This window comes from Geobacter sp., from assembly GCF_030834625.1.
GTDB lineage: Bacteria > Desulfobacterota > Desulfuromonadia > Geobacterales > Geobacteraceae > Geobacter.
On sequence record NZ_JAUQXO010000017.1, the window covers coordinates 1 to 24,521 of the forward strand.

A 24,521-nucleotide genomic window follows, 5' to 3' on the forward strand; every position below is an offset into this window, starting at 1 on the left:
AAATGCCAAGCAACTTGAGTCAAAGGCCAGAAAGCATATGCGGCATTTACAGAACAACCGAACCAAAGTGAAAAAGTTCTTCGAGCACCCCTGTGCTGCCTATGCATCTTAATTGCTCTGTTTATTTGCCGGAGTAATAACTAAACGTACCCGCTCGGTGATAACACCAGCGTCACCCTCGGCTACAGCAGACGTTGGACCAACCAGTGCAAGATTTGCTGCCTTCCATTGATTATACCTGATCCTGATCTCGCCTAAGTAACGGCGAGAATCAGCGTCCCGATACTTGGTCCGGTGATTCTCTTTCTGCTCAAGGTTATTGCCGTGAACGAACAAGTTAGCCTCTCAGTTGATCAAAGATATTTGAAGCAATCGCTTTAGCCATCAATGGGGGTACAGCGTTACCAATCTGGTTATATTGGCAGAGATGCTTCTCCTCCAGCCTACCTTCTCTATGCAATAGCTTGTGACTCACAACTGTCGGCTTTCCTTTAAAGACGTACCAATCAGGGAAAGACTGTATCCTTGCGCCTTCCCGAGCAGTAAAGTTGCGATCGATGAAGGGATGAACGAAGTTAGCATAGAAGGAAGCTGCAATAGTGTGACAGGGACGATCAGGATGCATGCGCCTGTTGTTTTGATCGTATATTTTGTCGGAGAACTCGCTGCTATTCCGTTTCAACGGTCGTAAATGATCAGGCACATCGGAGGTAGAATCGCCCCATCTCATAGACGCAAATCTGTCGACCAGCCGCTTCGAATGATTCATAGCCTTATGGTTGAAGAGCTTGTGTGAGTCCCGCCTTAAAAAGCTCTGGTAGGCATTCTGCGGAGGCTTGTCATAATGTGCCTCTTCGGCTCCTTCTCTTGCGGCAATCTTCGGCAAATCAGAGATGGCATCCCAGAGGGTAGGACACCTCTGAAGATTGTAATTCAACAAACTCCGCTGGTCACAAACGGTATGGGTTTTGTCGGGGAACGGTTTCCTCATCTTCGTTCTTGAAGCAACAACTACAAGTCTTTTTCTGATCTGTGGAACGCCATAATCAGTCGCCTCAAGAATTCCGAAATCAACATGATAGTTAAGTTTTTCCAACTCAGAAACAATGATATCAATGACCAGTTCTTTACTTTCAGTTCTTGCCTTGATCAGATTAGGAACGTTTTCCATGATCATGACTTTCGGCTGTAGCAAACGTCCAACCCGAATGAACTCTTTGAAAAGAGAGTTCTTCGGGTCTTTGGGGTCACCGCTGTTCTTGTTGCAGATCGAAAACCCTTGGCAGGGTGGTCCACCAAGGATGATGTCCGGTCGCAAACTTCCGAAGCTTTCAACAATTTGATCGTCGGAGATTTGAGTTATATCTCCCTGCATAACAACAGAGTCAGGATGATTGAACGAGAACGTTTCAGATGCCCAGTTGTCGACCTCAATCGCTCCTACAATCTTTGCACCCGCAAGTTGAAATCCAAGACTAAAACCACCAGCACCAGCAAAAGTATCAAGTACAGTGAAGCTCATTTTGCCTCTTACCCAAATGATAAGCTACTAATAATTGGAACCTTTCCGATCTTTATAGGTATAAATCATGGGCGCAAAGAGTGTCAACCACATAAGCGAGCGGGGGGGTAAGTTTGACTTGAGAGCGTAAACTTCCCCAAAACGAAGACAAGTTAAAAGTAGAGCTTTCTGGCACAATACAGAGCCAGGAGGTTCAAGATGAAAGGGTCACGTTGACGTATCCTCGCCATACAGCACGGAACCAAACACGCGCACATTTTGAACACGATGGCTCAGTGCGATCTTTCGAACCTCTTCACGGTGAGACTGAAGGACTTCGGAAGGCTTCATTTCCCTTTCTCCACGGCAAACGAGAACCAAAGAAAAAGGGGTTAGCCTTTTCAGCTACCCCCTTGATTTTCTGGAGCGGGAAACGGGATTCGAACCCGCGACCTTCAGCTTGGGAAGCTGACACTCTACCACTGAGTTATTCCCGCTTGATTGAGTACAACTTTTTAGCCCATGGGCTCGCCGGTTGTCAACAGTTTTTTCCTCAGGAAGGCGCGCGCTTCGGCGTCGGTCCTCACTTCGCCGGTGCACTGGGCCTCCCGGAGAAGCTCGTGGGCTTCCCCTACTATCCTGCCGGGCGGGACTGAGAGCAGGGCCATGATTTCGGCGCCGCTGAGGAGAAGGCTGCCTCCCCGAGGTATATGGGAATGCAGATAGTAACAGGCAAGGTCGCGGCAACGCGATTCGGTGATGTGCCCTCGGGCCAGAAGCTGCAGCGGAAGTTCGAGTCCTGCGGGATCACTGTCGTTGAAGAACCTGTATGCGGAGATGTTGTCCTGATGTTCTGCCAAGGCAAGCGCGCCGGCACGACACAACTTTTCCATGATTTGCCCAGCCGCCTTCCCAAGCTTCAGACGATCAGCCGACACACGGGGCGCAATTCCGGCCGCGTCGATAAACGCGGCCAGCTTCATCAGGGCAAGGACCGTCACTCCGCTCTGGGCTTCCACCCCCATCCTCATGCCTATCTTCTCTGCCGTTTCGTCAGCCGCTCGTGAAAACGAGTCGACAACCTTCCCGACCATGTCGATGGGCTCCGCTGCCTGTAAAATTCGCGAAGGCTCAAGACCGAAGACAACTCCGAGAAGCCCTGCGCTGCCCATTTCGCGGAAAGATGATCCGGCTCCCGGCGCTTGAAGAATCCGGAAAAGCTCGTCGCGGATCCGCTCTCCAGCGACGTTGGCCAACGGCGGCAGGTGGTCGGGAATTGCCGCGAGAGTTTCGGCCTCGATGTGAAAACCGAGGGTGGCGGCAAAGCGGAATGCGCGCACGAGCCGAAGGGGGTCGTCGCGAAAGGACGATGCGGAACAGCGCCTCACCACCTTTGCACGGATGTCGGCTGCTCCTCCAAGGGGGTCAATCAGCCCTGGTTCGCCCTGCAGCGGGACGGCAAGGGAGTTTATGGTGAAGTCGCGAAGGGCGAGATCAGCGAGGATGTCCTCACCCCTCAGGGGGGCGAAGTCAAAGGTAACGGTTTCGCCGCCTCCCTTGATGATGACGCGGGAATGGCCCCGCTCCTGGTCGAGCCAGAAGAAGGTGCCGCCGCACTCCCTGGCGAAGCGGCGTGACACCTTCTCGGCACCGCCGGCGACGGCAATGTCCACATCGTTCACCTCGCGACCCAGCACCAGATCGCGCAGGCATCCGCCGACCACGTAGCTCTGCAGCCCCAATTCCGCCGTCGCCCGCCGAAGCGTCGTCAGGTGGCGGATCTCCATGAATGGCGCAAAGGAAGTTTCCATGGCAAGAGCTTACCACCCGGTGAAGACGAGGCAACAAAAAAGCCCGCACGGGGCGGGCTTTTCGAAAGCATGTCTCCTGAGGATGGTCAGACCGCGATCCCCTTCTTCATGGCCATGAACATCTTCTCGGCCACGGCACGGGCACTCACGTTGTACTCGCCGGCAGCGACCTGCTTTTTGAGTTCCTGGACCCGCTCCACCCGGATATCGGGAATCTGCTGGAGGGCCTCGTTCATGCGGGCAACCCGTTCCGCGTTGTCAGAGAGCTTGACCGTATCCCCTCCCTGCCCTGCTGCTGCAGTTCCGTTCCTGTGGCTCTCACTGTCGGCAAGGGCCGCAGCTGCATCGTTTCTCGTCGCTATCGTTGCTGGGAGTATGGGCTTATCGTCTATTTTCATGGCGCACACAGCCTCCGTTGCCTCCGTTTCTCTCTTGTTGATTACTATATCGTCAGGTGTGGGAAAAATCTTTAGAAAAAAATGACACCGTGCCAAAAAAAATTTCGCAAAAAACACAAAAAACGTCAATTTGCCGACACACCCTCCCCGCCGTAGCCGGTCATCTCCACGTAGCCGGAGCCCCTCGGCCCGCCAGGAGCGCGGCTTTGCATCTTCACAGCCCCCTCCCAGTAACGGACAGTGACGAGAAGCTCCTGATCGGGGATTCGGGGGGTAATTTCGAGGTCGATGTTCGCGGCGGGTACGTTGAAGCGCCACCGGGAGGGGTAGCGGACACCGCTGGCGGGGCTTCGCCACCACTGGAGCACGTCGATTCGCACGTCCTCGCGGGTGAGATGACGGTACGAGCCGTCGGCCTCCACGAGGGTGCCGGAACTCCAGGGCTCGGTGCCGCCGTCACGACGGCGCAGGCGATAGAACATGACGTCACGGCCGTCATCGAGCTGAAGGGCGAACCAGTCCCACCCCGCCTGGTCCGGCCCCAGGGCGCTGGTGCTCCACTCCCGGTCGAGCCAGGACAGGCCGGTCACTGTAGCGGTTTCTCCACCCGCGGTTACGGTGCCGGCGGTTTCCATACGGGGGAGTGAATAGTAGTAAGAGGCGTTCCCCGGCTCGCCGCTTTTCTGGCTCAGCCCACCATCGCCGTTGAGAGCAACGGGCCTGTTGGCAGTGACGGTAAGATCGACGGCCACGTCTCCCTCGCGAGCCGTGAGGCGCATGCGCCAGGGCTTTTCCCCCACCTCCGTGGCAGACCAATCCTCCAGCCAGACCCTGAGGGGCCGCCCCCCGGCACCGGCAAGGCCCAGGGCGGACCGGCTGAAGCGCTCGAAGTGGTGGAAACGCCGCTCCTCCACGTCGGTGAGAGCGAAGTGGCCCATGATGATATCGTTGGCCCCCCAGCGTGAGGCTCGCTTGGAGGGAACCGGACTCAGGGCCACCCGGAAAAAGGTGAGCTGGTAGCCAAAGCGGCGCCCCCCGGCCGCTGCCAGGTTGCCGGTGAAGTACCACCACTCGGTGCGGAAACCGGGATGGGGGCCGTGGTCGGCAGGGAACTGGAAGCTGCGGGGAGTGGAGGCCCGGAGAAACCCTTCGGGGGGGGAACCGCCGAGGGCGTCGGCTACGCTGATGCCCGGCTCCCGGCGGGGAGCACTCCGGCCGCCTGCCAGGAGCCAGACAAGGGCCGCCGCACAGAGGAGCGCAACGGCTACAAGGAGAACCGGGCCGCGCCGCATGCTATTCCTCCTCCCGCAGGGCAAGGGCCGGTGAGGTGCGGGCGATGGCGAAGGCGGGCCAGATGCCGGCGATGAGGGCGGCGGAACAGGCAAGCACCATGGCCTGGAGGAGGATCGCCGGTTCGAGAGAGAGTTCCATGGTCCAGCCGAAGGAACGGCGGTTGATGACATGGATGAGGACAAGAGCCTCAAGGATGCCGAGGGGGAGCGAGAGGAGCCCGGCAATGAGGCCGATGAGGCCCGTTTCACCGCAGACGAGCCCCCACACCTCGGCCGGGGTGAGCCCCACGGCCCGCAGCACCGCCAGCTCCCGCGAACGCTCCACCTGGATGGCCATGAGGGCCGAGAGGACCCCCACGAAGGCCACCACCACCGTCAGGAGCCGCAGAACCCCGGTTATGGCGAAGGTCCGGTCGAAGACCGCCACGGAAGCATCGCGCAGCTGCCGGTTGGAGATGACGGTGATGCGGCTCGCGCCGGCCCGCTTCCTGATCTCCTCGGCAAGCTGGTCGGTGGTGACCCCCTTGTCACCGTAAAAGCCAATGCCGTCCACGCTCCGGTCATCCCAGTGACGGAGATAGGCGGCGCGGGCAATGGCCACGACCCCCGTATCAGAGCCATAGTCGTAGTAGACCCCGGCCACCGGAAACTCCCTCACCCCCCGGTCGGTGCGGAGACGCACCCGGTCCCCCGGCCCGACCCGGTGGCGGAAGGCATAGGGCTCGGAGACAATGACCGCCTCTCCCCTGCTGAAGGAACTCCACCCCCGCTCAGGGTCACCCTCCTTGAGGCGAAGGCCAAAAAATGATCTCTGGGGAACATCCATGACGAGGAGATCGGTCGCCCCTTCCGCCGCCTCGACGGTAACGCGGCGGGTGAGGCTCCTGGCAGCGGCGCCCGGCACCGTCGCCAGACGTTCCACAAGCGCCGGGTCGAGGGGGGGCTTCTCCCTGCCGGTGCCGGTCCCGACGGTGGTCACGTAGACATCGGCCCGCAGCCGGCTCTCCAGCCACCGCTCCACCGTGCTGCGGAAGCTCCCCACCATGATGCCGACGCCGATGGTGGCTGAGACGGCCACCACCAGGGCCGCCGTAGCCACGCCGGTGCGGGAGAGGGAGGTCACCACCCCCCGTGCGGCCATCCTCCCCAGGGGGCCGGCAATGCCCCCTGCCAAAGGCCGGACGAGGGCCGCGATGCAGACCGTGGCGCCGGGCACTACGAGGGCATAGCCAAGGATGAGGGCGAAGAGCCCCACGAAGCCAGTGACGATTCCCCCCCTGTCCCCGAGGAACAGCAGGCACCCTCCCCCCATGGCCAGGAACCCGACGATGGCTGCCAGCGGCACGAGACGGCGGGTCCGCGCCTCGATGACCGAACGGACGAGGACCGCCCGGGGCGGGGCAGTGGTCGCCTCCAGGGCCGGCGGCAAGGCGGCGGCAACAGTGGCCCCGATGCCGAGAATCGCCCCCTTGGCTAGAATGAGGGGCGAAAGGACCATCTCTCCCAGCTGGAGGACGAAGTAGAGATCGTTGATGGTGCGGGTGACGAGCCCCGTGAGCACCCGCCCCAGGAGCATCCCCCCGGCGAGCCCCAGCACCATGCCGACGATGCCGACGAGAATGGCCTCGCTGCAGATCAGCGCGAAGATCTCCCGCCGGGTGACGCCCATGGCCCGAAGCATGCCGATGAGGCGCCGGCGGCGGACCACGGCAAAGGTGGTGGTGTTGTAAATGAGGAACATGCCGACCATGAGGGCCAGGAGGCTCAGGGCCGTCAGGTTAAGGCGGAAGGCCCGGGTCATCTGGTCGAGGCTGCCGGTCCGGGCGCCGGCCGCCATCACCTCCGTTCCGGCCGGAAGGGACTTCCGCAGGGCCGTGAGCCGGGCATCCCCTCCCTCGGGAAGGATCAGGTCAATGCGGGAGAGCCGCCCGACCATGCCGAGGAGTTCCTGGGCCGTGGCAATGTCCGTGACCACGACCCCTTCAAGCCCCTGGCGGTTCACCCCTTCCCCCGCCTCCAGAAACCCGGCAACGGTGAGCCGGTGGTCTATCCCCCCCGTCTCCACGTTCAGGATGCCGCCCTCCTTAACGCCGAGGCGTCCGGCGGTTTCTCCGAGGAGGAGCCCCGAGGCAGGCCTCGCCAGAAGCCCCTCCAGATCGGCCCCCTTGATGAAGCGCGCCCCGAAGGCACGGAACGGCCCCTCGGCAAAGGGGTCGATGCCGATAATGCGAAGGGTCGTCCCCGGCTGGCCGGGCACGGCCACATACCCTTCCACCACCGGCGCGACGGGCCGTATCCCCCTGTCAACACGGAGACTCCGGTAAAGCTCCTCCGGAATCCCCGCCGGTCCGCCGACGATCTGGTGGGTAGCCCTCCCCGCCACCGTCTCCGCAGCCACCCGGAAGGCCCGGGACGCACTTTCGTTGGCCAGGTCAACCCCGGTGACGACCGCAACGCCGAGGGCCACGCCGATTATGGAGAGGACCGTGAGCCACGGATGCCGGAGGAGATGCCGCAGGATTGCCCGCAGAAGGATCATGGCCCCCTCCCCTCCCTGGGGAGTTCCACCAGCAGTCCGTCCCGGACGCTGAGCACCCGGTCGGCCCGCTCCGCCACTTCCGCGCTATGGGTCACGAGGACCATGGTGGCGCCGGCCCCGCGAACAAGGGTGTCGAAAAGTTCCAGCACCTGACGCCCCGTCTCGCTGTCCAGATTGCCGGTGGGTTCGTCGGCGAGAACGAGGGCCGGCCGGTGAATCAGCGCCCGGACCACGGCCACCCGCTGCTGCTCTCCGCCGGAGAGGCGGTCGGGGTAGCTGGCGGCCCGGTCGGCAAGCCCTACCCGTTCCAGAAGCTCCCGGGCACGAGTCTTTCCCTCCGGCGTCACCTCGCCCGCCAGCTCAAGGGGGAGGAGGAGATTTTCCAGCACCGTCAGGGTCGGTATCAGATTGTAGAACTGAAAGACGAAGCCGATGCGCCGACGCCGGAAGAGGGTTCGATCCCGTTCCGTGAGGCGGTTGATGGTGGATTCCCCGACGATCACCTCGCCCCGGTCGGGGAGGTCGATGCCGCTGATGAGGTTGAGGAGGGTCGACTTGCCCGAACCGCTTCGCCCCAGGAGGGCGATCCACTGGCCAGGCTCGACAGACAGTTCGGCTCCCCGGAAGATGGTCCGTTCCCGGTCCCCCTCGCGGTAGCATTTGTGGATGTCGGTGAGGCGGATGAAAGGATTCATGGGTGGGCACCGTTGCAAAGATGATGGGGGACGTCGAAAGCACCCCTCTTTGAGGGTACCACAGGAAGAGGCCGGCTCAATACCGGCACGAGTTGTGAAAAATTCAACGGCATTGACTGCCGCGCCGAATGTCGCTAGATTGTGAAGACGTTAACGAATTGGAGACCGCCCGATGATAGCACCCCAAACTGAAGCCGCGACCTTCTTTGCTCCTGCCGAACGGGCATCCCGCGCAAAAGTTGAGGAAATTCGCCAACGGGTGCTCCTCGATACCACCCTCTCGTCCCTTCTGGATGCCATCCCCGACTACGCCCTCGTCCTCAACCGCGAGCGACAGGTTGTTGCGGCCAACCGACGGCTGCTGGACGCCTTCGGGATGCAGGGGATCAACTCCATCACGGGTAAGCGTCCCGGCGAAGCCTTCGGCTGCATCTTTTCCTCCGAGGGTCCCGCGGGCTGCGGCACCGGCAATCACTGTTCCGTCTGCGGCGCGGTCATGTCGATTCTCGAAAGCCAGGAAACCCTCGTCCAGAGCTGCCACGAATGCCGTATTACCCTCAATCGCAACGGCGGGACATCCCTGGACCTGGAGGTCTGCTCTAGTCCGGCGACGGTCAACGGCATTCCGGTCACCGTCTGCGTCATGCGCGACATCAGCGACCAGAAGCGGCGCAACGTCCTCGAACGGGTCTTTTTCCACGACGTGATCAACACGGCCGGCGGCATTCACGGCATTGCCGCCATGCTCGCCGAGAACCGCGAACTCCCCCCTGAAAAGGAAGTCGAATACAAAGAATGGATGGTTCTTCTCTCCAGCCGCCTTATCGAGGAGATCAACCACCAGCGCAAGCTGCTGGCCGCCGAAAAGGGGGAATTCAAACCGGACCTGGGGATGGTGCCCATAGGGGAACTGATGCAGGAAGTCCATGCCCTCTACGTGAACCACGATATTGCGGCGGGGCGTGAACTGGTCATGGGGGGTGTTGTCGACTGCGCAATCGAAAGCGATGGCCAGATCCTGCGCCGCATCCTCGGAAACCTCGTCAAGAACGCCCTGGAGGCAACACCGCGGGGGGGTACCGTTACCCTTTCCTGCACCGACGACGGCGGCCGGGTCATCTTCGGCGTCACCAACCCGGGGGTCATGCCGGAGGAGGTCCAGCTCCAGATATTCCAGCGTTCCTTCAGCACCAAGGCCGGCACCGGGAGGGGGATCGGCACCTACAGCGTCAAGCTCTTCGGCGAACGGTACCTGAAGGGAAAAGTAGCGTTCACCAGCCGGGAACCGGAAGGGACCACCTTCACCCTGTCGATTCCCAAACGCTTCAGCTGATCCTCAATTCCACCCGCCGGAAATATTCCTCACGGCACCAGTTTTCCACCTCGACCATGGCCCGGAAGGCCTCGGCAAAATCCTTCTCTCCCACCGTAAAGACCCCGTGGCCGTAAACCACCGCCCGGCGAGGCCCTGCTATGACCGGCGGAACCCGCTTCGCCAGCCCTCCTGCCCCGATCTCTCCCGCCACAACCGGCGCATCACCCAGCATCCGCACCCGGTCGCACTCCTTCCAGCAGTCGGTCACGGTGCAGCCGGCCTCGTCGCACTCCATGCTCATGACAACCGCGAATTTGGGATGGCCGTGAAGGATCGTGGCGGCGCCCGACGCCTCGTAGATGCGGCGGTGGGCCAGCAGTTCGCTGGACGCGGTGATGCCGAAGGTGGAGGAGTTGTCCATGGGGACCGGGTCGATGCAGCCGGCCAGGGCGTCGAGGCTCGCGGCGGTCTGGGAGATGTAGATGACATCACCGGCCCGGCAGGAGATGTTGCCGAAGAAGGAGTCCACGAGCCCCCGCTCCACCGTGTAGCGGCCCACCGTGGCAATCTCGTGGAGGATGACGGCAGGGTCGGTGAAGGGGCCGTTGCGGAAAGCGAGGCCGTCGGCCGAGAGGGGGCGGAGCCAGTCACGGCGGAACGCGGCAAAGGCCTCCGCCTCTCCCGGCAGCAGGATCCCGTCATGGAGGACATCCTGGAGGTACTTCACGAAGGTCGAATGGAAGACCGACGAGTAGTTGATGTACGCCTGCTCAATGGTGAGGGCGCCGCTCGCCACGATCCCCACCCCCTCCACCACCACCCCCTTGCGGCTCCCCAGGAGCCGGGCGATGGTGGGGACCGGGTCGCTTCCAAGCTCTTCCCGTCGCAAAAACGGGATATCGTGGAGAAAGGTGCGGGTCTCCGTGTCCCGAGGGACGATGCACGACTCCTCCCGCGATGCCCGGGCCACCAGAAAATCCGCAAAGGGGAGCGACGGCCGGGCCGCCACCAGACCAAGACAGCTGAGCCGGGCAAGGACGTCGCCGGCCAAGTGCGCCAATGCGGTACTGCCGTCGACGATGAGGGTGTCGTCCTGGGCGGCAATGGCGATCTCCCCCCGCAGGGCCGAACGGTCGGTGATGAGTTTGTTAGTGTATGCCGCTATCTGTTCACGCATATACTTACCTAAACACACGTTTATTCACGAAGAAAATCAGCCCAAGAAAAACATTATAAAACAACTTGATACAGATGTTTTCTCGAGCACTACTTATAGCTGTTTTCTCAGGGCTGCTTCAGCAGAAAATCCGGATCCGCAAACGTCCCCTCGCGAGTGAGCCCCCGAATCCAGTAGTACTTCTGCAGCTCCTCCTCGAACCGTGGCCGGTCGAGGGGGGGAATCTCCACACCCTCTCCGCTGGAGCCGGGCTCGACAAAGAAACGCTCCGGCAGGCAGTCGTCCGCCACATTGAAGCCATTGTCGCAGTTGTAGAAGCGCTCGGTGAGACAGATCCGTCGGCCGATCTCCTTGAGGTCCTGGGGAGAGTAGTCGATACCCGTGGTGGCCGAGAGAAGTTCGGCGTATTCCTCTAGCGTGGCACCGAAAAACGAGAACTTGCAGGCAACCAGGGAATCAACGGCGGCGTTGGTGTCCTCGGCGATGGCGATGATCCGCGCCTTGCCCGAGAAGGAAAAGCGGTTGGTGGCAATGGGCTTTCGCAGGATCTCGTGGGAGATGGGATAGGCCCGCAGATGGCAGCCGCCCCGGTTGCTGGTGCAGTAGGCAAGCGCCATGCCGTAGGCGCCGCGGGGATCATAGGCGGGAAGCTCCAGACCCTTGACGCTCATGGACAGGCCGGGCTGCCCCAGGGCCTCGGCAACCCGGCGGGAGCCGAGGGAGAGGAGTTCGCCGTCGCCGCGGCGAAAGGCGATGTCGGCCAGAAGCCGCTGCACTTCCTCACCATCGGGGAAGCGGCCCCGGGCCTCCCCCCATGCCGACAGAGTGGCGGCGGCGGAGATGGTATCCAGGCCCAGCTCATTGCAGAGGGTGTTGGATTTGACGATGGCGGCAAGGCTGGCGATGCCGTTCAGCCCCCCGAAATGGGAGACAGTCTCGTATTCCGGAAGGTGCTCGCCGCTGGGGGTGCTCTTCTTGCATTGGATGGGGCAGCCGTAGCAGCCGTCCTTTTTTGCCTGGAAGTCACGCCGGATGGCGGGACCGGAGTAATTTCCCGATTCCTCGAAGACCGTCCGCCGAAAGTTGTCGGTGGGTGCCATGCGGCGCTGGCGCATAAGGTCCACCAGAGCCGGCGTGCCGTATTCGGCGATGCCGAGTTCGCCAAAAATCACGGGCGAGGCGCGGAAGAGCCGCATCACGTCCTGCCGGGCCTTGTCGAACCGCTCCCGGTCGGCGATGGTCACGGAAAGGTCGCCGTTCACCACCACCGCCTTGAGCCCCTTGGCCCCCATGACCGCGCCGAGCCCACCCCGCCCCACCGAGTTTCCCTCCCCCATCATGATGTTGGCGAAGAGGACCCCCTGCTCCCCGGCCGGCCCGATGGCGGCCACGCTCACCCCGTTGCCGAGGGCTGCAACGGTTTCATGGACCGTCTTCCCCCAGAGTTGCGGCGCGTCGGAAATCTCGGCACCGGCGGGCGTGACGGCAATGACGACGGGAGTCGCACTCTTGCCGGTGATCACCAGGGCATCGACCCCCGCGGCCTTGAGCCGCCAGGCAAAGCGCCCGCCGGCGGAGCAGTCATAGATGGTGCCGGTAAGGGGCGAGCGCGACACAACCGAAAGCCGGGCCGCGGTGGGAGCCGGGGTGCCACAGAGGGGACCGGCGGCAAAGATAAGGGGCATTTCCGGTTCAAAGGGATCGATCCGGTGAAGCCCACGCATGAGCCTCACTCCAAGCCCCCGCCCGCCCAAGTAGGCGTGGAGGAATTCCGGCGCAATCTTCTCGTGCCAGCTTTCTCGTGCCGTCAGATCGACGCACAGCATGCGTCCCGTCCATCCATGCGTGGTTACAGACTTCATTATATACTTACCCGCTCACGGCAAAACAATGGAATCTCGGCTAGTTCACAAAAACTGTCCACACGATAATCGGCGTCGGCCAGCTCCGCCGGTGCGCCGTACCCCCAGGTACACCCCACCGTCGTCACTCCTGCCCCTTTGCCGGCATCTATGTCGTTGATGCTGTCACCGACCATGGCCGCCCGCTCCGGCGCCACCCCAAAATCGGCCAGAAGCCTCAGGACTGGCTCGGGCGACGGCTTGCGAAACGGCAGCGAATCGGCACCGAGAATCTCCTCGAAATAGCGTTCGGTGCCGAGGACGGAAAGGACTTCGCGGCAGAGAGCCACGTTCTTGTTGGAGATGATCGCCATCCGCATCCCCCGCTCCCTCAGCGCGTCGAGGGTCTCCGTGACACCGGGATAGAGGACGGTTCGAACGGCAATGTGCCGGTGGTTATAATCAAGGAAAAGTTCCAGTGCGCGTACGATCTCGTCCATCGGAGCCCCGGGAAGGGCCCGTTCTACGAGACGGCGCGCCCCCTGTCCCACGAGCCTGCGCACAGCGTCCTGATCGATGGGGAGCCTGCCAAGGGTAGCCAGCATGTGGTTCGTAGCATCAGCAAGATCGGGGAGGGAATCGATAAGGGTTCCATCCAGATCGAAGATGATAAGGTCGATGGAATGCGACACGGGGCGTCTCCTGGTTCGGTATCACTATGACTAACTATAGAGGGTTAACCGGCCCCGCCGCAATAAAAAAGCCCGTCACTGGACGGGCTTTATGCTGCGATCGGGAAAAGTTCGATCAGTATTCCTTCAGGTTGCTGAACTCTCCCCACGCCAAGTAGGTCCTCGGTTCCTCCACGAACGAATAGATGTTTTCCACGATGCTCAGGTGCCGCCGTTCCTCTTTGGCCAGTTTCAGCAGCAGCGCGCGGGTATCATCGTTGTCCGCCTTGGCGGCAAGATCCTCGTAGAACTTGATGCTTTCCTCCTCTTCCTTCACCACATGCTGGTATCCGTCCGGATCCCGCAGCAGTTCCGCCACCAGATCACGCTTGCCGAGCAGCGGCTTGAAGGCGCATGCCGCTTCGTCGAGGGCCTTGAACTCGGCCTTTGCCGGATCAACATTCCCCAACATGGCCGTGAGGGTATCATGGTGCTCCTTTTCCGAAGCGGCCAGCAGCCCGAAGAGATTTCTCAGCTCCTCAACCGAAGAAGCCGCTGCAAGTTTCGTGTAGTGGTTGGCGGCCTCCTCTTCCATCTTGAGCGCACAGTCGATGATGTTCATACACAAGCCCCCTTTCCCTGGTGTGGTTTTGATTTCTCTAGTGAAATTATACCAGATTAATCCGACTTTTCAGGCGCAACTAAAAAGAGAAATGGGCGTGAAAAAAGAAAGAGCGCCGTTTCCGGCGCCCTTTGAGGTGCATCTATTCCCACTCGATGGTGGCGGGAGGCTTGCTGGAGATGTCGTACACCACCCTGTTGACCCCCTTCACCTCGTTGATGATCCGGCTCGAGATGCGTGCCATGTCCTCGTAGGGGAGCGGATACCAGCCGGCGGTCATGAAGTCCTTGGTTTCAACGGCCCGAAGCGCCACCACGTACTCGTAGGTGCGGCCGTCACCCATGACCCCGACGCTCTTCACCGGCAGAAAGACGGCGAAGGCCTGGCTGATCTTGTCGTAGTGGCCGGCGGCGTAGAGCTCTTCGATGTAGATGGCATCGGCCCGGCGCAGGATCTCGGCGTACTCTTTCTTCACCTCGCCGAGGATCCTGACCCCCAGCCCCGGCCCCGGGAACGGATGGCGCCATACCATCTGGTGGGGCAGCCCCAACTCCTCGCCGATGGCCCGCACCTCGTCCTTGAAGAGCTCCCGCAGGGGCTCCAGGAGCTTCAGCTTCATGTAGTCGGGAAGCCCTCCCACGTTGTGGTGGCTCTTGATGTTGTGGGCCTTGCCGGTCTTGGCCCCGGCGCTCTCGATGACGTCGGGGTAGATGGTCCCCTGGGCAAGCCAGCGGGCGTCAGCGATCTTCCCTGACTCCTCCTCGAAAATATCCACGAAGAGTTTGCCGATAATCTTGCGCTTCTTCTCCGGGTCGCTCTCGCCAGCCAGAGCCGAGAGAAACCGCTCCTCGGCATCCACCCTGATCACCTTCACCCCGAGGTTCTCGGCAAAGGTAGCCATGACCTGATCCCCCTCGCCAAGGCGCAGCAGGCCGTTGTCCACGAAGACGCAGGTGAGCTGGTCGCCGATGGCCCGATGGATGAGGGCCGCAGCCACCGACGAGTCGACCCCGCCGGAGAGGCCGAGGATCACCTGATCGCTCCCCACCTGGGTGCGGATGCGGCTCACGGCATCATCGATGATGTGTCCGGGAGTCCACTGGCCGCTGCAGCCGCAGATCTTCCTGACAAAGGTGTCGATGAGGATCTCCCCCCGGGGGGTGTGGTTCACCTCCGGGTGGAACTGGACGCCGTAGAGGTTGCGGGCCACGTCCTGGATGGCGCAGACCGGCGCGTTGGCCGTCTCCGCCACCACCTGGAAGCCGGCGGGAACCCGGGAGACATGATCACCATGACTCATCCAGACAGGGCTCTTCCCTTCGACGAAAAAGCCATCGAAGAGGGGGCCGGGAACTCCCGTGGACAGGAGGTCGGCATGGCCAAACTCCCGCTTTCCGGCCGGCACCACCTCGCCGCCAAAGTGGCGGCCCATGAGCTGCATGCCGTAGCAGATGCCGAGAACCGGCACCCCCAGCTCGAAGAGGGCCTCCTCCACCGCTGGCGCCCCTTCATCATAGACCGACTTGGGACCGCCGGAGAGGATGATCCCGGTCGGGGCAAAGGCGCGGATCGCCGCCAGATCCATGTCGAAGGGGTGGAGCTCGCAGTAGACATGGGCCTCCCGCACCCGCCGGGCGATGAGCTGGGTGTATTGGGAACCGAAGTCCAGGATCAGGATCTTCTCGCTGTGGATGTCACTGTTCATCGAACGTTCTCAACCCGGTAGTTGGGAGCTTCCTTGGTGATCATGACGTCGTGGACATGGGATTCCTTGAGCCCCGCGCCGGTGATCCGAATGAAGTGCCCCTTCTGCTGGAGCTCGCTGACGGTGCGGCAGCCGGTGTATCCCATGCCTGCCCTGAGACCTCCCATGAGCTGGTGGACGTTGGCGCCGAGCGGTCCGCGCAGGGGAACCATCCCCTCGATCCCTTCGGGAACAAGCTTCACCTCGCTCTCCACGTCGGACTGGAAGTAGCGGTCTTTGCTCCCCTGCTTCATGGCGCCGATGGAGCCCATGCCGCGGTAGCTCTTGTAGGCCCGGCCCTGGTAGAGGATGGTGTCGCCGGGGGACTCCTCGGTGCCGGCGAAGAGCGAGCCGATCATGATGACGTCGGCCCCGGCGGCAACTGCCTTGGTGACGTCGCCGGAGTACTTGACCCCCCCGTCGGCGATGAGGGGGATGTCGTGCTTGCGGGCAACCCTGGCGCACTGGGCAATGGCGCTGATCTGGGGCACGCCGACCCCGGCCACCACGCGGGTGGTGCAGATGGAGCCCGGCCCGATCCCCACCTTGATGGCGTCGACCCCGGCCTTGATGAGTGCCTCGGCAGCCTCGGCAGTGGCGATATTGCCGGCGAGGAGTTCAACCCCCGGGAACGCAGCCTTGATGGCACGAATGGCGTCCAGCACCCCCTGGGAGTGGCCATGGGCCGTGTCGATGGCGATGACGTCAACCCCGGCCTTCACCAGGGCATCAACCCGGGCCTCCATGTCGGTGGTGGGGCCGACGGCGGCGCCGACCCGAAGGCGCCCCAAGGCGTCCTTGCAGGCATGGGGGTACTTTCTCACCTTCTCGATATCCTTAATCGTGATGAGACCCTTGAGGTTCTTCTCGTCGTCCACCACCAGGAGCTTTTCCACCCGGGTATGCTTCAGGTGCTCCTTGGCCTCTTCCAGGGTGGTGCCCACCGCCACGGTCACGAGCCGCCGTTTGGTCATGCGGTCCGAGATGGGAAGGTCCAGGTTGGTCTCGAAACGGAGGTCACGGTTAGTGAGAATGCCGACAAGCTTCCCCTTGGCGTTGGTGACGGGAACCCCGGAAATCCGGTACTTCTCCATGATGGTCAGGGCCTCGTGAATCTTCTGGTGGGGGCGCATGGTTATGGGGTCCACGATCATGCCCGATTCGCTCTTCTTGACCTTGTCCACCTCCATGGCCTGCTCCTCGATGGAGAGGTTCTTGTGGATGATGCCGATCCCCCCCTCGCGGGCCATGCAGATGGCGGTACGCGCCTCGGTGACCGTGTCCATGGCGGCGGAGACAAGCGGAATGTTGAGGTGAATGTTCCTGGTCAGGCGGGTGTTGAGGGAGACATCGCGGGGGAGAATCTGGGAATGGGCAGGGACGAGAAGGACGTCGTCAAAGGTCAGGCCTTCCTGAATCGTTTCGTCTAACATCGCGGACTCCTTTGTGGTGGGTCTCAAGTATTAACCGGAAAAGATAGTCGAGGCAAAAAGGTGAGTCAAGTTAAAAGGGGTTAAAATCAAAGAGAAAATCAAGTCAGGGATCGGGAGAAACGGCTTTTCGCCGCAAACCCTGCCCGTCAGCGCGGGATAAAAGCCTCTTTTACCCCCATCCCCGGCAACGCGGCGACAATGAGTCGAACGGCGTTCTCCAGGTCGGAGAGGGAAAGGACCTCCACCGGCGTGTGCATATAACGGAGCGGCAGCTTCACCAGGGCCGTGGCGACGCCGCCGCGGGATATCTGCATCACGTTGGCGTCGGTGCCCGTGGCCCGGGGGATGCCGGTGTACTGGACCTCGATACCCTCCCGTTCCGCCGTGGAGGAGAGGATATCAAAGAGGGGGTGGTTGATGTTGGCCCCCCGGGGAAGGATCGGCCCTTTGCCGAGCTTCACCTCGCCGTTGTGCTTTTTCTCCACGTCAGGCTGGTCGGTAGCGAAGTCCACCTCCACGCAGATGCCCACATGGGGGTTAACGCTGTAGGCGCTGGTGGTGCCGCCGCGAAGCCCGATCTCCTCCTGCACGGAGGAGACGCCATAGAGGTCCACCGGGAGCTTCACCCCCGATTCGGCCACGGCCCTGAGAACCTCGGCCACCACGAAGCTTCCCGCCTTGTCGTCGAAGGCCCGGGAGGCAACACGGTCCCCCAGAAGACGCTCGAAACCGGCGGCGAAGGTGACCGGATCGCCGACCCGCACGTACTCCTGGGCCTCCTTCTTGTCGGCGGCGCCGATGTCGATGTACTGGGCGTCGAGACGCACCACCTTCTTCCGGTCCTCCTCGTCCATGAGATGGATCGGCTTCTTGCCGATGACCCCCGTCACCTCTCCCTTGGCCGTGTGGATGCGGACCCGCTTCCCAGGCGTCAGGTGGGCATCCACCCCGCCGATGGGGGCAAAGAAGATGAAGCCGTTGTCGTCCAGGTACTTCACCTGGAAACCGATCTCGTCCGTGTGCCCCACGATCATAACCCGCGGAAGGTTTTCACCCTCGCCGCGGATGAGGCCGATGACGTTCCCCATGACATCGGTGGTCACTTCGGCAAAGGGGGCGATGTAGTCGCGAAAGACCCGCTGGGCCGGCTGCTCGTAGCCGGAGGGACTCGGCGCTTCCACCAGCTGCTTGAAAAAATCAAGGGATTCCTGACGCATGTATGGGCTCCTGAATCTTTCGGGACGGGGCTGCCGCCCCATCTGGTCACATGGGATATTTGCCGAGATCGGCGGGGTCGAGGTTTTCGAGAAAATCGACAAAGCGGCGTGCATCGGCATCGGTGAAGCGTTCGTCGGTCTCGCCATCGCACAGGGAAATCTTGTGGAGCAGGTGTTCTGCCACCATGACCGGCAGGGAGTGTTTGAGGGCCAGCACCAGGGCCTCGGAGATGCGCACGTCGAGCTTCACCGTCTCCCCATCCAGCGCGACCCCCACCGAAGCGTCGAAGAGACCGTCCTTCATATCCTCGATGACGATCTCTTCCACCTCGGCATCGAGATGGCCGAGCAGCGCCGAAAGGAGGTCCTTGCGGTCGCTCTTGGCCGATGCGTCGTGTCGGATGAGCTCTGCCACGATATAGAGGGCGTCGGTGCTGTTGATCCAGATGGGGATGGTGTTCGCCTCGTCGGCATCCTTCAGGAGGACGACCGGCATCTGGGCGATGGAATCGAGGGCGAAACCGTAAATGCTCATCTTCAGGTACATGGATGCTCCGTTTCCTTACTGCCCGGTTGCGAGTTCGCCCAGGAGCGAATTCGGGTAGCCACGGGTGATGCGCACCTTCACAAGGGAGCCGATAAGAGAGGTGTCGGCGGCGAAGTTGACGATCAGGTTGCCGTCGGTGCGGCCGTAAAGCTGGTCGCCCCGCTTGCTCATCCCTTCCACAAGCACCGTTTGGCGGGTACCGACAAAACTCTCATGCCGCTCGATGGTCATGTCCCGCTGGAGGCCCTGGACCCGGTCGAGCCGCTCCTGAGTCTCCTTGCGGGTGACCCTGTCGGCAAGGCCCGCCGCCGTGGTCTCGGGACGGGGTGAATAGGCGAACGAGAAAATATCGGAGTACCGGACCTCCTCCATGAGGGAGAGGGTCTGGAGAAAATCATCCTCCGTCTCGCCGGGGAACCCGACGATGATGTCGCCGGTAATCAGGATGCCGGTGCGGGCCGCCTTGAGCGCAGCCACCTTTTCCAGATACTCCTGCCGCGAGTACCCCCGGTTCATGCGCGCCAGGATCCCGTCGCTCCCCGATTGGGCCGGGAGGTGGATGTGGCCGCAGAGCTTCGGCAGTTCGGCAAAACAGGCGATGAGCTCCGGCGAGATATCCTTCGGATGGGAGGTGGTGAAGCGGATCCGCTCAAGGCCGTCGATGGCCGATATTTCCCTCAAAAGCCCCGCAAAGGTGAGCTCTCCCGGCGTTTTCAGGCCGTAGGAGTTGACGTTCTGGCCCAGGAGCGTCACCTCCCGCACGCCTCCGGCCACGGCGTTGCGAATCTCCTCGACGATCTCGGCGGAGCGGCGGCTGATCTCCCTTCCCCGCACGTAGGGGACAATGCAGTAGGAGCAGAAATTGTCGCACCCCTGCATGACCGTCACGAACCGGGTTACACTCCCTCCTTTGTCCACCTGGGGAAAGAGGTCGAGCCGGGTCTCGTTGTCGATGAATTCCACCGCCGCGCGGCGCTCACCCCGCTCCGCCGCCCGGACCATTTCGGGCAGGAGGTGCAGGTTGTGGGTGCCGAAGACGAGATCGAGCCACGGCACCCTCTTCAGGAGCCGCTCCCCCTCCTGCTGGGCCACACAACCGCCCACGCCCAGGAGAAACGGCTTCTCCCGCTTGAGCCCCTTGAAACGTCCCAGATAGCTGTAGACCTTGTGCTCGGCCTTTGCCCGCACGCTGCACGTATTGAGAATGATCAGGTCCGCCTCCGATGAATCGGGGGTTGGCGAATACCCTTCCCCCTTCAGAAGCGCCGCCACCTTCTCGGAATCACTCACATTCATCTGGCAACCAAAGGTTTCAATATACAGAAGTTTTTCGCCTGTCACGGTTCCTCTTTCCTACGAATAATTCGATAGATATTACGAGATTAGGCTGCGCCCCGTCAACTGCGTAATTGCCGTATACGATACCAGTGAACATATTCAGGGCGCTGCCGAAAAATGTCGGTCCGACCCCTCCAAAAATGTCATATGGCTGACTGAGCAGCCCCCCTATATATGCAACTATCTATAAATTTATATAAATACATAATTGGCACCAATGTTGCTAATCTACTTATACATATGCTGGCATATGCAAACATTAACCTAAATAAATTTGTATACAACTCAAGCTCCTCACCCTCTTACCGATAAGAGAGAGTAATTCACGCATTAATTGACGGCCAACGCAAAGACCGGCTTCACGCAATGCAAATGCGGTTACAACACACCCAGGAAAGGAGAACGCATGAAACGCACAGCCCGGAAGGTTCTGGCAGGAGCACTGCTCGTCGGACTCTGCCAGCCACTCACGGCCCTGGCAGCCGACCAGGACCTGCAGAAGAAGATGGAGGTTCTGGAGAAAGAGCTGGAGGCTCTCAAACAGCAGATGAAGGACACGGACCGCAAGGTTGAGAAGGTTGAGGAGAAGTCGATAGGCCGCTGGCTGACCCTCGGCGGGGATTACCGGTTCCGCTATGACTACCTTACCGGGCGCACGGCTGCCCATTTTGCGCCTGACGGCCAGGGAGGGGCAATGCTGGTTGACGGTAAGTCCGTCAAAGACAGCTCCCTCTTCACGAACCGGTTCGGCATAAATCTCAAGGCCAAGGCCACCCAGAACGTGAGCGTCACAGCCCGTCTTCTCATGTACAAGGTAACCGGCGCCCAAGACGACGCAGCCCTACAGGGAAACTCTGCCTATTCATTCGACCGGGCCGGCGCCTTCGACGGCACCGTCGGCCATGTCCCCGGCGACAGCAAGCTGTCGGTCGACCGGGTCTATGCCACCTGGAGCAACATCATGGATCAGCCCATCTGGTTCTCGGTGGGCCGCCGCCCCTCCACCGGCGGCATCCCGGCGCACCTGAAGCAGAACCAGGAACGCCCCGGCAACTCCGGCGTCCCGCAGCTTCTGGTGGACTATGCCTTTGATGGTGGCACCCTTGGATGGGCGCCGGACATCGAGTCCCTACCGGGCGCGTATATGAAGCTCTGCTATGGCCGCGGTTTCGAGAGCGGCATTCAGGAAAGCAATAACAACAGCCTCAAAGACACCGACATGATCGGCATCAACATCGTCCCCTACGACACCGATGCATTCCATGCCGAGTTCCAGTACAACCGGGGAATGGACATCTTCAACGCCCCGGTAATGCTCACCGGTCCGTACGTAGGTCTTGAACCGACCGCCAACATCGGCGACATCGACTGGTATGGTCTCTCGTTTCTGGGCAAGGTAAAAAATGTTGGCCCCGGCTCCCTGAACTGGTTTGTCAATGGTGCCCTCAGCAAGACCCATCCCAGTGGTGACACTTTGATGGGCACCTACGCCCTTCTGTCCGACGCCAATGATGTCAAGTCAACCTCTGGATGGGCAGTCTACGCCGGGGGCCGCTACGATATCGAATCAACCGGAACGAAGATCGGCCTGGAGTACAACCACGGCTCCAAGAACTGGATCACCTTCGCTCCGGCCGCCGATGACATGTGGACCAGCAAGGTCGGGACGCGTGGCGACGTCTACGAGGCGTACGTTATCCAGGAGCTGAAATTCACGCCGATCTCCTCCTATCTCAGCAAAGTATTCTTCAAGGTCGGGTACCAGTATTACGACTTCGACTACACCGGCAGCAACAGCTGGCTCGGCGCACCGGTCAAGATCGGCGATCTGCCCAACGCCGGCATGCCACAGATGACCGCTCCCATGAAACAAGCCCAGGATCTGTATGCATCATTCGAGGTACACTTCTAGAACGATCACCCACGGGGGGCGCAAGCCCCCCCAACTTCCGTAAACGCTCAGAAAGGAAGTTCGAACACCGTGACGGCATCGATGCCGACACACAACCAAAAGGAGAAGGAAAATGAAAAAGGCGGTATCGGTAGTAATGGCTCTCGCACTCCTCACCATGAGCATCATCAGCTTCAGCGGTGTGGCTAGCGCCGAAGAAGTGAAGATGATCGGAGTGATCGAAAAAATCGAGATAAAGAGCCCCAAAGAAGCAGTAGTCACGCTCAAGGACAACAAAACCGGCAAGAACGTGGTGATCACCGTCACCGACGACCTCACCCTCGACAAGTTCAAGGACAAGCGGATAAAGGACGGCGATGAAATCCGCTGCAAGTACGACAACGAAGGCGGAAAGAACACCAGCAAGCTCTTCAGGAAAACCGCCGGCTGCTGAGTTTTTCTCTTAACTGAATAAATCTGTCGATTGCAGCCCTTGATGATGTGGCTGCAATTTTCTTGCACGCGATATCCAATTATTTAGATATATTATCTATGCATATTTCTAAATAATTCAGATCATCACACATTATTCTTAGAAGAGAGGTCCCCATGAGCACGAAAGTTCTCCTCAGCACCCTGCTTGCAGGCCTGCTGGCAACGGCGGCGGTCGAGGCCAAGGAACATTCCGGGAAGGGATACATCGAAAAGAATGGCTACAAGGGGCCGGAGACCTGCGAAGTCTGCCACGCCGGCACAGCGAAACAATTCCTGAAAACTGTCCACTGGACCCATGCATCCAAGGTAGACAATGTGGAAAACATCGACCCGAAGCAGGAATACGGGATGAAGAACCGCATTTACACCATGTGCAACGGCAACGACATCGTCAACAACCTCAAGGAGATTCCCAAAGCACCCGACGCCAAAGCGACCAAGTTCTCGGGCTGCAACAGCTGTCACCCCGGCAATCACCTCTCCGACGTGGGGAGCACCGGCCCCGCTGCCGAAGCCGCTATTGACTGTCTCGTCTGCCACTCGCAGGACTACGACTTCAGCAAGCGTGCGCCCTATAAAGATGACCAGGGCAACGTAATCCTCGGTCAGGACCGGAGCACCAAGGCGGCCCTCTCCATCGCAAAGCCAACGGTCAAGAACTGCATGACCTGTCACGAAGCGGCGGGGGGCGGTGTCTACGTGAAGCGCGGCTTCGCCTTCACCGCGGAGAACGACGTCCATGCCGCCAAGGGGATGGTCTGCGTCGATTGCCACAAGGCCGACAAGCACCGGATCCCGACCGGTTTCGACCCCAACAACTGGGCCCACGACGGCCTGCGCCTCTCCTGCACCGACTGTCACACGGAGAAGCCCCACAAGGAAGAGGCCTACAACCGGCACACGGCCCGCATCGCCTGCCAAACCTGCCATGTGACCAGAACCGGCGGCTCCTTCGCCAAAGACTTCACGGTGTGGGAAAAACTCTCCAACGGCTACTACGAGCCGACAACCCTGCGCAGAGAAGCCAACGAGACGGTGCCGGTCTATGCCTGGTACAACAAGACCGTGGCAAACCGCCCCGACTTCATCGGCCCCAAGGGTGACCGCAAGGATAGCAAGAGCAGGATCTACCCCTTCAAGATCTTCCAGGGGAAGGGCTACTTCAACAAGAAGGACGGGCAGCTCCTGGCCATGGACTTCGCTCCGCCCATGTCTACCGGCAACACCCTGGCCGGCGTGACCTCCGCAGCCAATATCATGGGTATCAAGGATTACGAGCCGGTTCCCGGCTGGCAGACTGTCTACTTCGGCAGCAACCACCTGGTGACGAAGGCTAAGGCGCTCACCTGTAACAACTGCCATGCACCCAACGGCGTCTTGAACTTCCAAAACCTCGGCTACAGCGCCGAAGAGATAAACAAGCTCACGAATCCCGAAGTTTACTTCGAATACATGGCCAAGAAACAGCGGGAAGAATGGTAAACCCTCTGCCTTCTCCTTCAATGTCAATGGGGGGTGGTCATTCCACCCCACTTTTTTGACCTCTGTTCCCACTCTGACGCAGGACATTTTTAACTTGACTTGCCAAGCGCTTCAATGGTAGTTAATTGACTTTCAAAACTACTCGAATTCACTCGTAACCCATACGGAGGTGCAGTTTGGCACATCACAAGTCGGCCCTGAAAAGGATCAAGCAGAATAAAAAGAAGCAGCTCAGAAACAAGTCCATCCGCTCCGGTCTGCGGACTTTCATAAAGAATGTGCGTGAGGCTGTCGAGGCAAAAGACCCGGCCAAGGCCAAGGAGGCCCTCCAGGCTGCAATTCCGGTGATCGACAAGGCGGCCACCAAGGGGATCATCCACGCCAATGCCGCTTCCCGGAACGTCTCCCGTCTTACCAAGCTGGTGAACACTCTCGGCTAAACGTTCTTACCCCTTGCGAAATGAAAAGGGACTCCCGATTGGGGGTCCCTTTTTCTGTTAAACAGTAAACGG

General features: G+C 60.7%; 20 protein-coding genes and 1 tRNA gene. 5 read left to right on the forward strand and 16 right to left on the reverse strand.

Going from position 1 to position 24,521, the window contains the following annotated elements; all coding sequences use genetic code 11:
- Positions 1-337: 337 nt before the first annotated feature.
- From RCH91_RS03445 to RCH91_RS03475, 7 genes are all read right to left on the reverse strand, one after another.
- Positions 338-1,522 (reverse strand): DNA cytosine methyltransferase, encoded by a 1,185-nt coding sequence (locus RCH91_RS03445; protein WP_306533144.1) that lies wholly within the window; start codon positions 1,520-1,522, stop codon positions 338-340.
- A 401-nt stretch (positions 1,523-1,923) separates the two neighbouring features.
- A tRNA-Gly gene (locus RCH91_RS03450) sits at positions 1,924-1,998 on the reverse strand.
- Between the two features lie 18 nt (positions 1,999-2,016).
- A complete protein-coding gene (locus RCH91_RS03455; RefSeq protein ID WP_306533145.1) occupies positions 2,017-3,312 on the reverse strand; it encodes a CCA tRNA nucleotidyltransferase in 1,296 nt (431 codons plus the stop codon).
- An 86-nt stretch (positions 3,313-3,398) separates the two neighbouring features.
- Positions 3,399-3,710: a flagellar biosynthesis anti-sigma factor FlgM gene (gene flgM, locus RCH91_RS03460; protein ID WP_306533146.1), complete on the reverse strand. Its 312-nt coding sequence runs from the start codon at positions 3,708-3,710 to the stop codon at positions 3,399-3,401.
- A 125-nt stretch (positions 3,711-3,835) separates the two neighbouring features.
- On the reverse strand, positions 3,836-5,002 hold the full coding sequence (locus RCH91_RS03465) for a lipocalin-like domain-containing protein (RefSeq protein ID WP_306533148.1): 1,167 nt from the start codon (positions 5,000-5,002) through the stop codon (positions 3,836-3,838).
- Position 5,003: 1 nt separating this feature from the next.
- The gene (locus tag RCH91_RS03470) at positions 5,004-7,541 is read right to left on the reverse strand and encodes an FtsX-like permease family protein (RefSeq protein ID WP_306533149.1); all 2,538 of its coding nucleotides are present in this window, start codon (positions 7,539-7,541) and stop codon (positions 5,004-5,006) included.
- The gene (locus RCH91_RS03475) at positions 7,538-8,236 is read right to left on the reverse strand and encodes an ABC transporter ATP-binding protein (RefSeq protein ID WP_306533150.1); all 699 of its coding nucleotides are present in this window, start codon (positions 8,234-8,236) and stop codon (positions 7,538-7,540) included. Before RCH91_RS03475 ends, RCH91_RS03470 begins: the two co-directional genes overlap by 4 nt.
- Before the next feature lie 172 nt (positions 8,237-8,408).
- On the opposite strand from RCH91_RS03475, the gene RCH91_RS03480 reads away from it, so the two are divergent.
- Positions 8,409-9,569, forward strand: coding sequence for a sensor histidine kinase KdpD (locus RCH91_RS03480; protein ID WP_306533151.1), 1,161 nt, complete (start codon positions 8,409-8,411; stop codon positions 9,567-9,569).
- On the opposite strand, the gene RCH91_RS03485 is transcribed toward RCH91_RS03480, so the two are convergent.
- From RCH91_RS03485 to miaB, 9 genes are all read right to left on the reverse strand, one after another.
- Positions 9,562-10,728 (reverse strand): class II aldolase/adducin family protein, encoded by a 1,167-nt coding sequence (locus RCH91_RS03485; protein ID WP_306533152.1) that lies wholly within the window; start codon positions 10,726-10,728, stop codon positions 9,562-9,564. The genes RCH91_RS03480 and RCH91_RS03485 overlap by 8 nt on opposite strands.
- Before the next feature lie 107 nt (positions 10,729-10,835).
- Positions 10,836-12,554: an aldehyde ferredoxin oxidoreductase family protein gene (locus tag RCH91_RS03490; protein WP_306533153.1), complete on the reverse strand. Its 1,719-nt coding sequence runs from the start codon at positions 12,552-12,554 to the stop codon at positions 10,836-10,838.
- 35 nt (positions 12,555-12,589) lie between these two features.
- Positions 12,590-13,261 carry an HAD family hydrolase gene (locus RCH91_RS03495; protein WP_306533154.1) on the reverse strand — a complete coding sequence of 224 codons (672 nt, stop codon included), beginning with the start codon at positions 13,259-13,261 and terminating at the stop codon, positions 12,590-12,592.
- A gap of 115 nt (positions 13,262-13,376) precedes the next feature.
- Positions 13,377-13,862: a ferritin family protein gene (locus RCH91_RS03500; protein ID WP_306533155.1), complete on the reverse strand. Its 486-nt coding sequence runs from the start codon at positions 13,860-13,862 to the stop codon at positions 13,377-13,379.
- Positions 13,863-14,004: 142 nt separating this feature from the next.
- Positions 14,005-15,567, reverse strand: coding sequence for a glutamine-hydrolyzing GMP synthase (gene guaA, locus RCH91_RS03505; protein WP_306533156.1), 1,563 nt, complete (start codon positions 15,565-15,567; stop codon positions 14,005-14,007).
- A complete protein-coding gene (gene guaB / locus RCH91_RS03510; protein ID WP_306533157.1) occupies positions 15,564-17,039 on the reverse strand; it encodes an IMP dehydrogenase in 1,476 nt (491 codons plus the stop codon). The genes guaA and guaB overlap by 4 nt, the downstream gene beginning before the upstream one ends.
- A 146-nt stretch (positions 17,040-17,185) precedes the next feature.
- The gene (locus RCH91_RS03515; protein WP_306533158.1) at positions 17,186-18,256 is read right to left on the reverse strand and encodes a M42 family metallopeptidase; all 1,071 of its coding nucleotides are present in this window, start codon (positions 18,254-18,256) and stop codon (positions 17,186-17,188) included.
- A 46-nt stretch (positions 18,257-18,302) separates the two neighbouring features.
- Positions 18,303-18,803 carry a bifunctional nuclease family protein gene (locus RCH91_RS03520; protein ID WP_306533159.1) on the reverse strand — a complete coding sequence of 167 codons (501 nt, stop codon included), beginning with the start codon at positions 18,801-18,803 and terminating at the stop codon, positions 18,303-18,305.
- Positions 18,804-18,818: 15 nt separating this feature from the next.
- The gene (gene miaB, locus RCH91_RS03525; RefSeq protein ID WP_306533160.1) at positions 18,819-20,144 is read right to left on the reverse strand and encodes a tRNA (N6-isopentenyl adenosine(37)-C2)-methylthiotransferase MiaB; all 1,326 of its coding nucleotides are present in this window, start codon (positions 20,142-20,144) and stop codon (positions 18,819-18,821) included.
- 403 nt (positions 20,145-20,547) lie between these two features.
- Between miaB and RCH91_RS03530 the strand changes: the two genes are divergently transcribed.
- The 4 genes from RCH91_RS03530 to rpsT all read left to right on the forward strand — a co-directional run bounded on the left by RCH91_RS03530 (position 20,548) and on the right by rpsT (position 24,449).
- The gene (locus RCH91_RS03530) at positions 20,548-22,053 is read left to right on the forward strand and encodes a DUF3373 domain-containing protein (RefSeq protein ID WP_306533161.1); all 1,506 of its coding nucleotides are present in this window, start codon (positions 20,548-20,550) and stop codon (positions 22,051-22,053) included.
- Positions 22,054-22,165: 112 nt separating this feature from the next.
- Positions 22,166-22,486, forward strand: coding sequence for a hypothetical protein (locus tag RCH91_RS03535; RefSeq protein WP_306533163.1), 321 nt, complete (start codon positions 22,166-22,168; stop codon positions 22,484-22,486).
- Positions 22,487-22,641: 155 nt separating this feature from the next.
- Entirely contained in the window at positions 22,642-24,009 is a 1,368-nt protein-coding gene (locus RCH91_RS03540) for a cytochrome C (protein ID WP_306533165.1), read from the forward strand.
- 176 nt (positions 24,010-24,185) lie between these two features.
- Positions 24,186-24,449, forward strand: coding sequence for a 30S ribosomal protein S20 (gene rpsT, locus RCH91_RS03545; RefSeq protein WP_306533166.1), 264 nt, complete (start codon positions 24,186-24,188; stop codon positions 24,447-24,449).
- Positions 24,450-24,521: the final 72 nt, after the last annotated feature.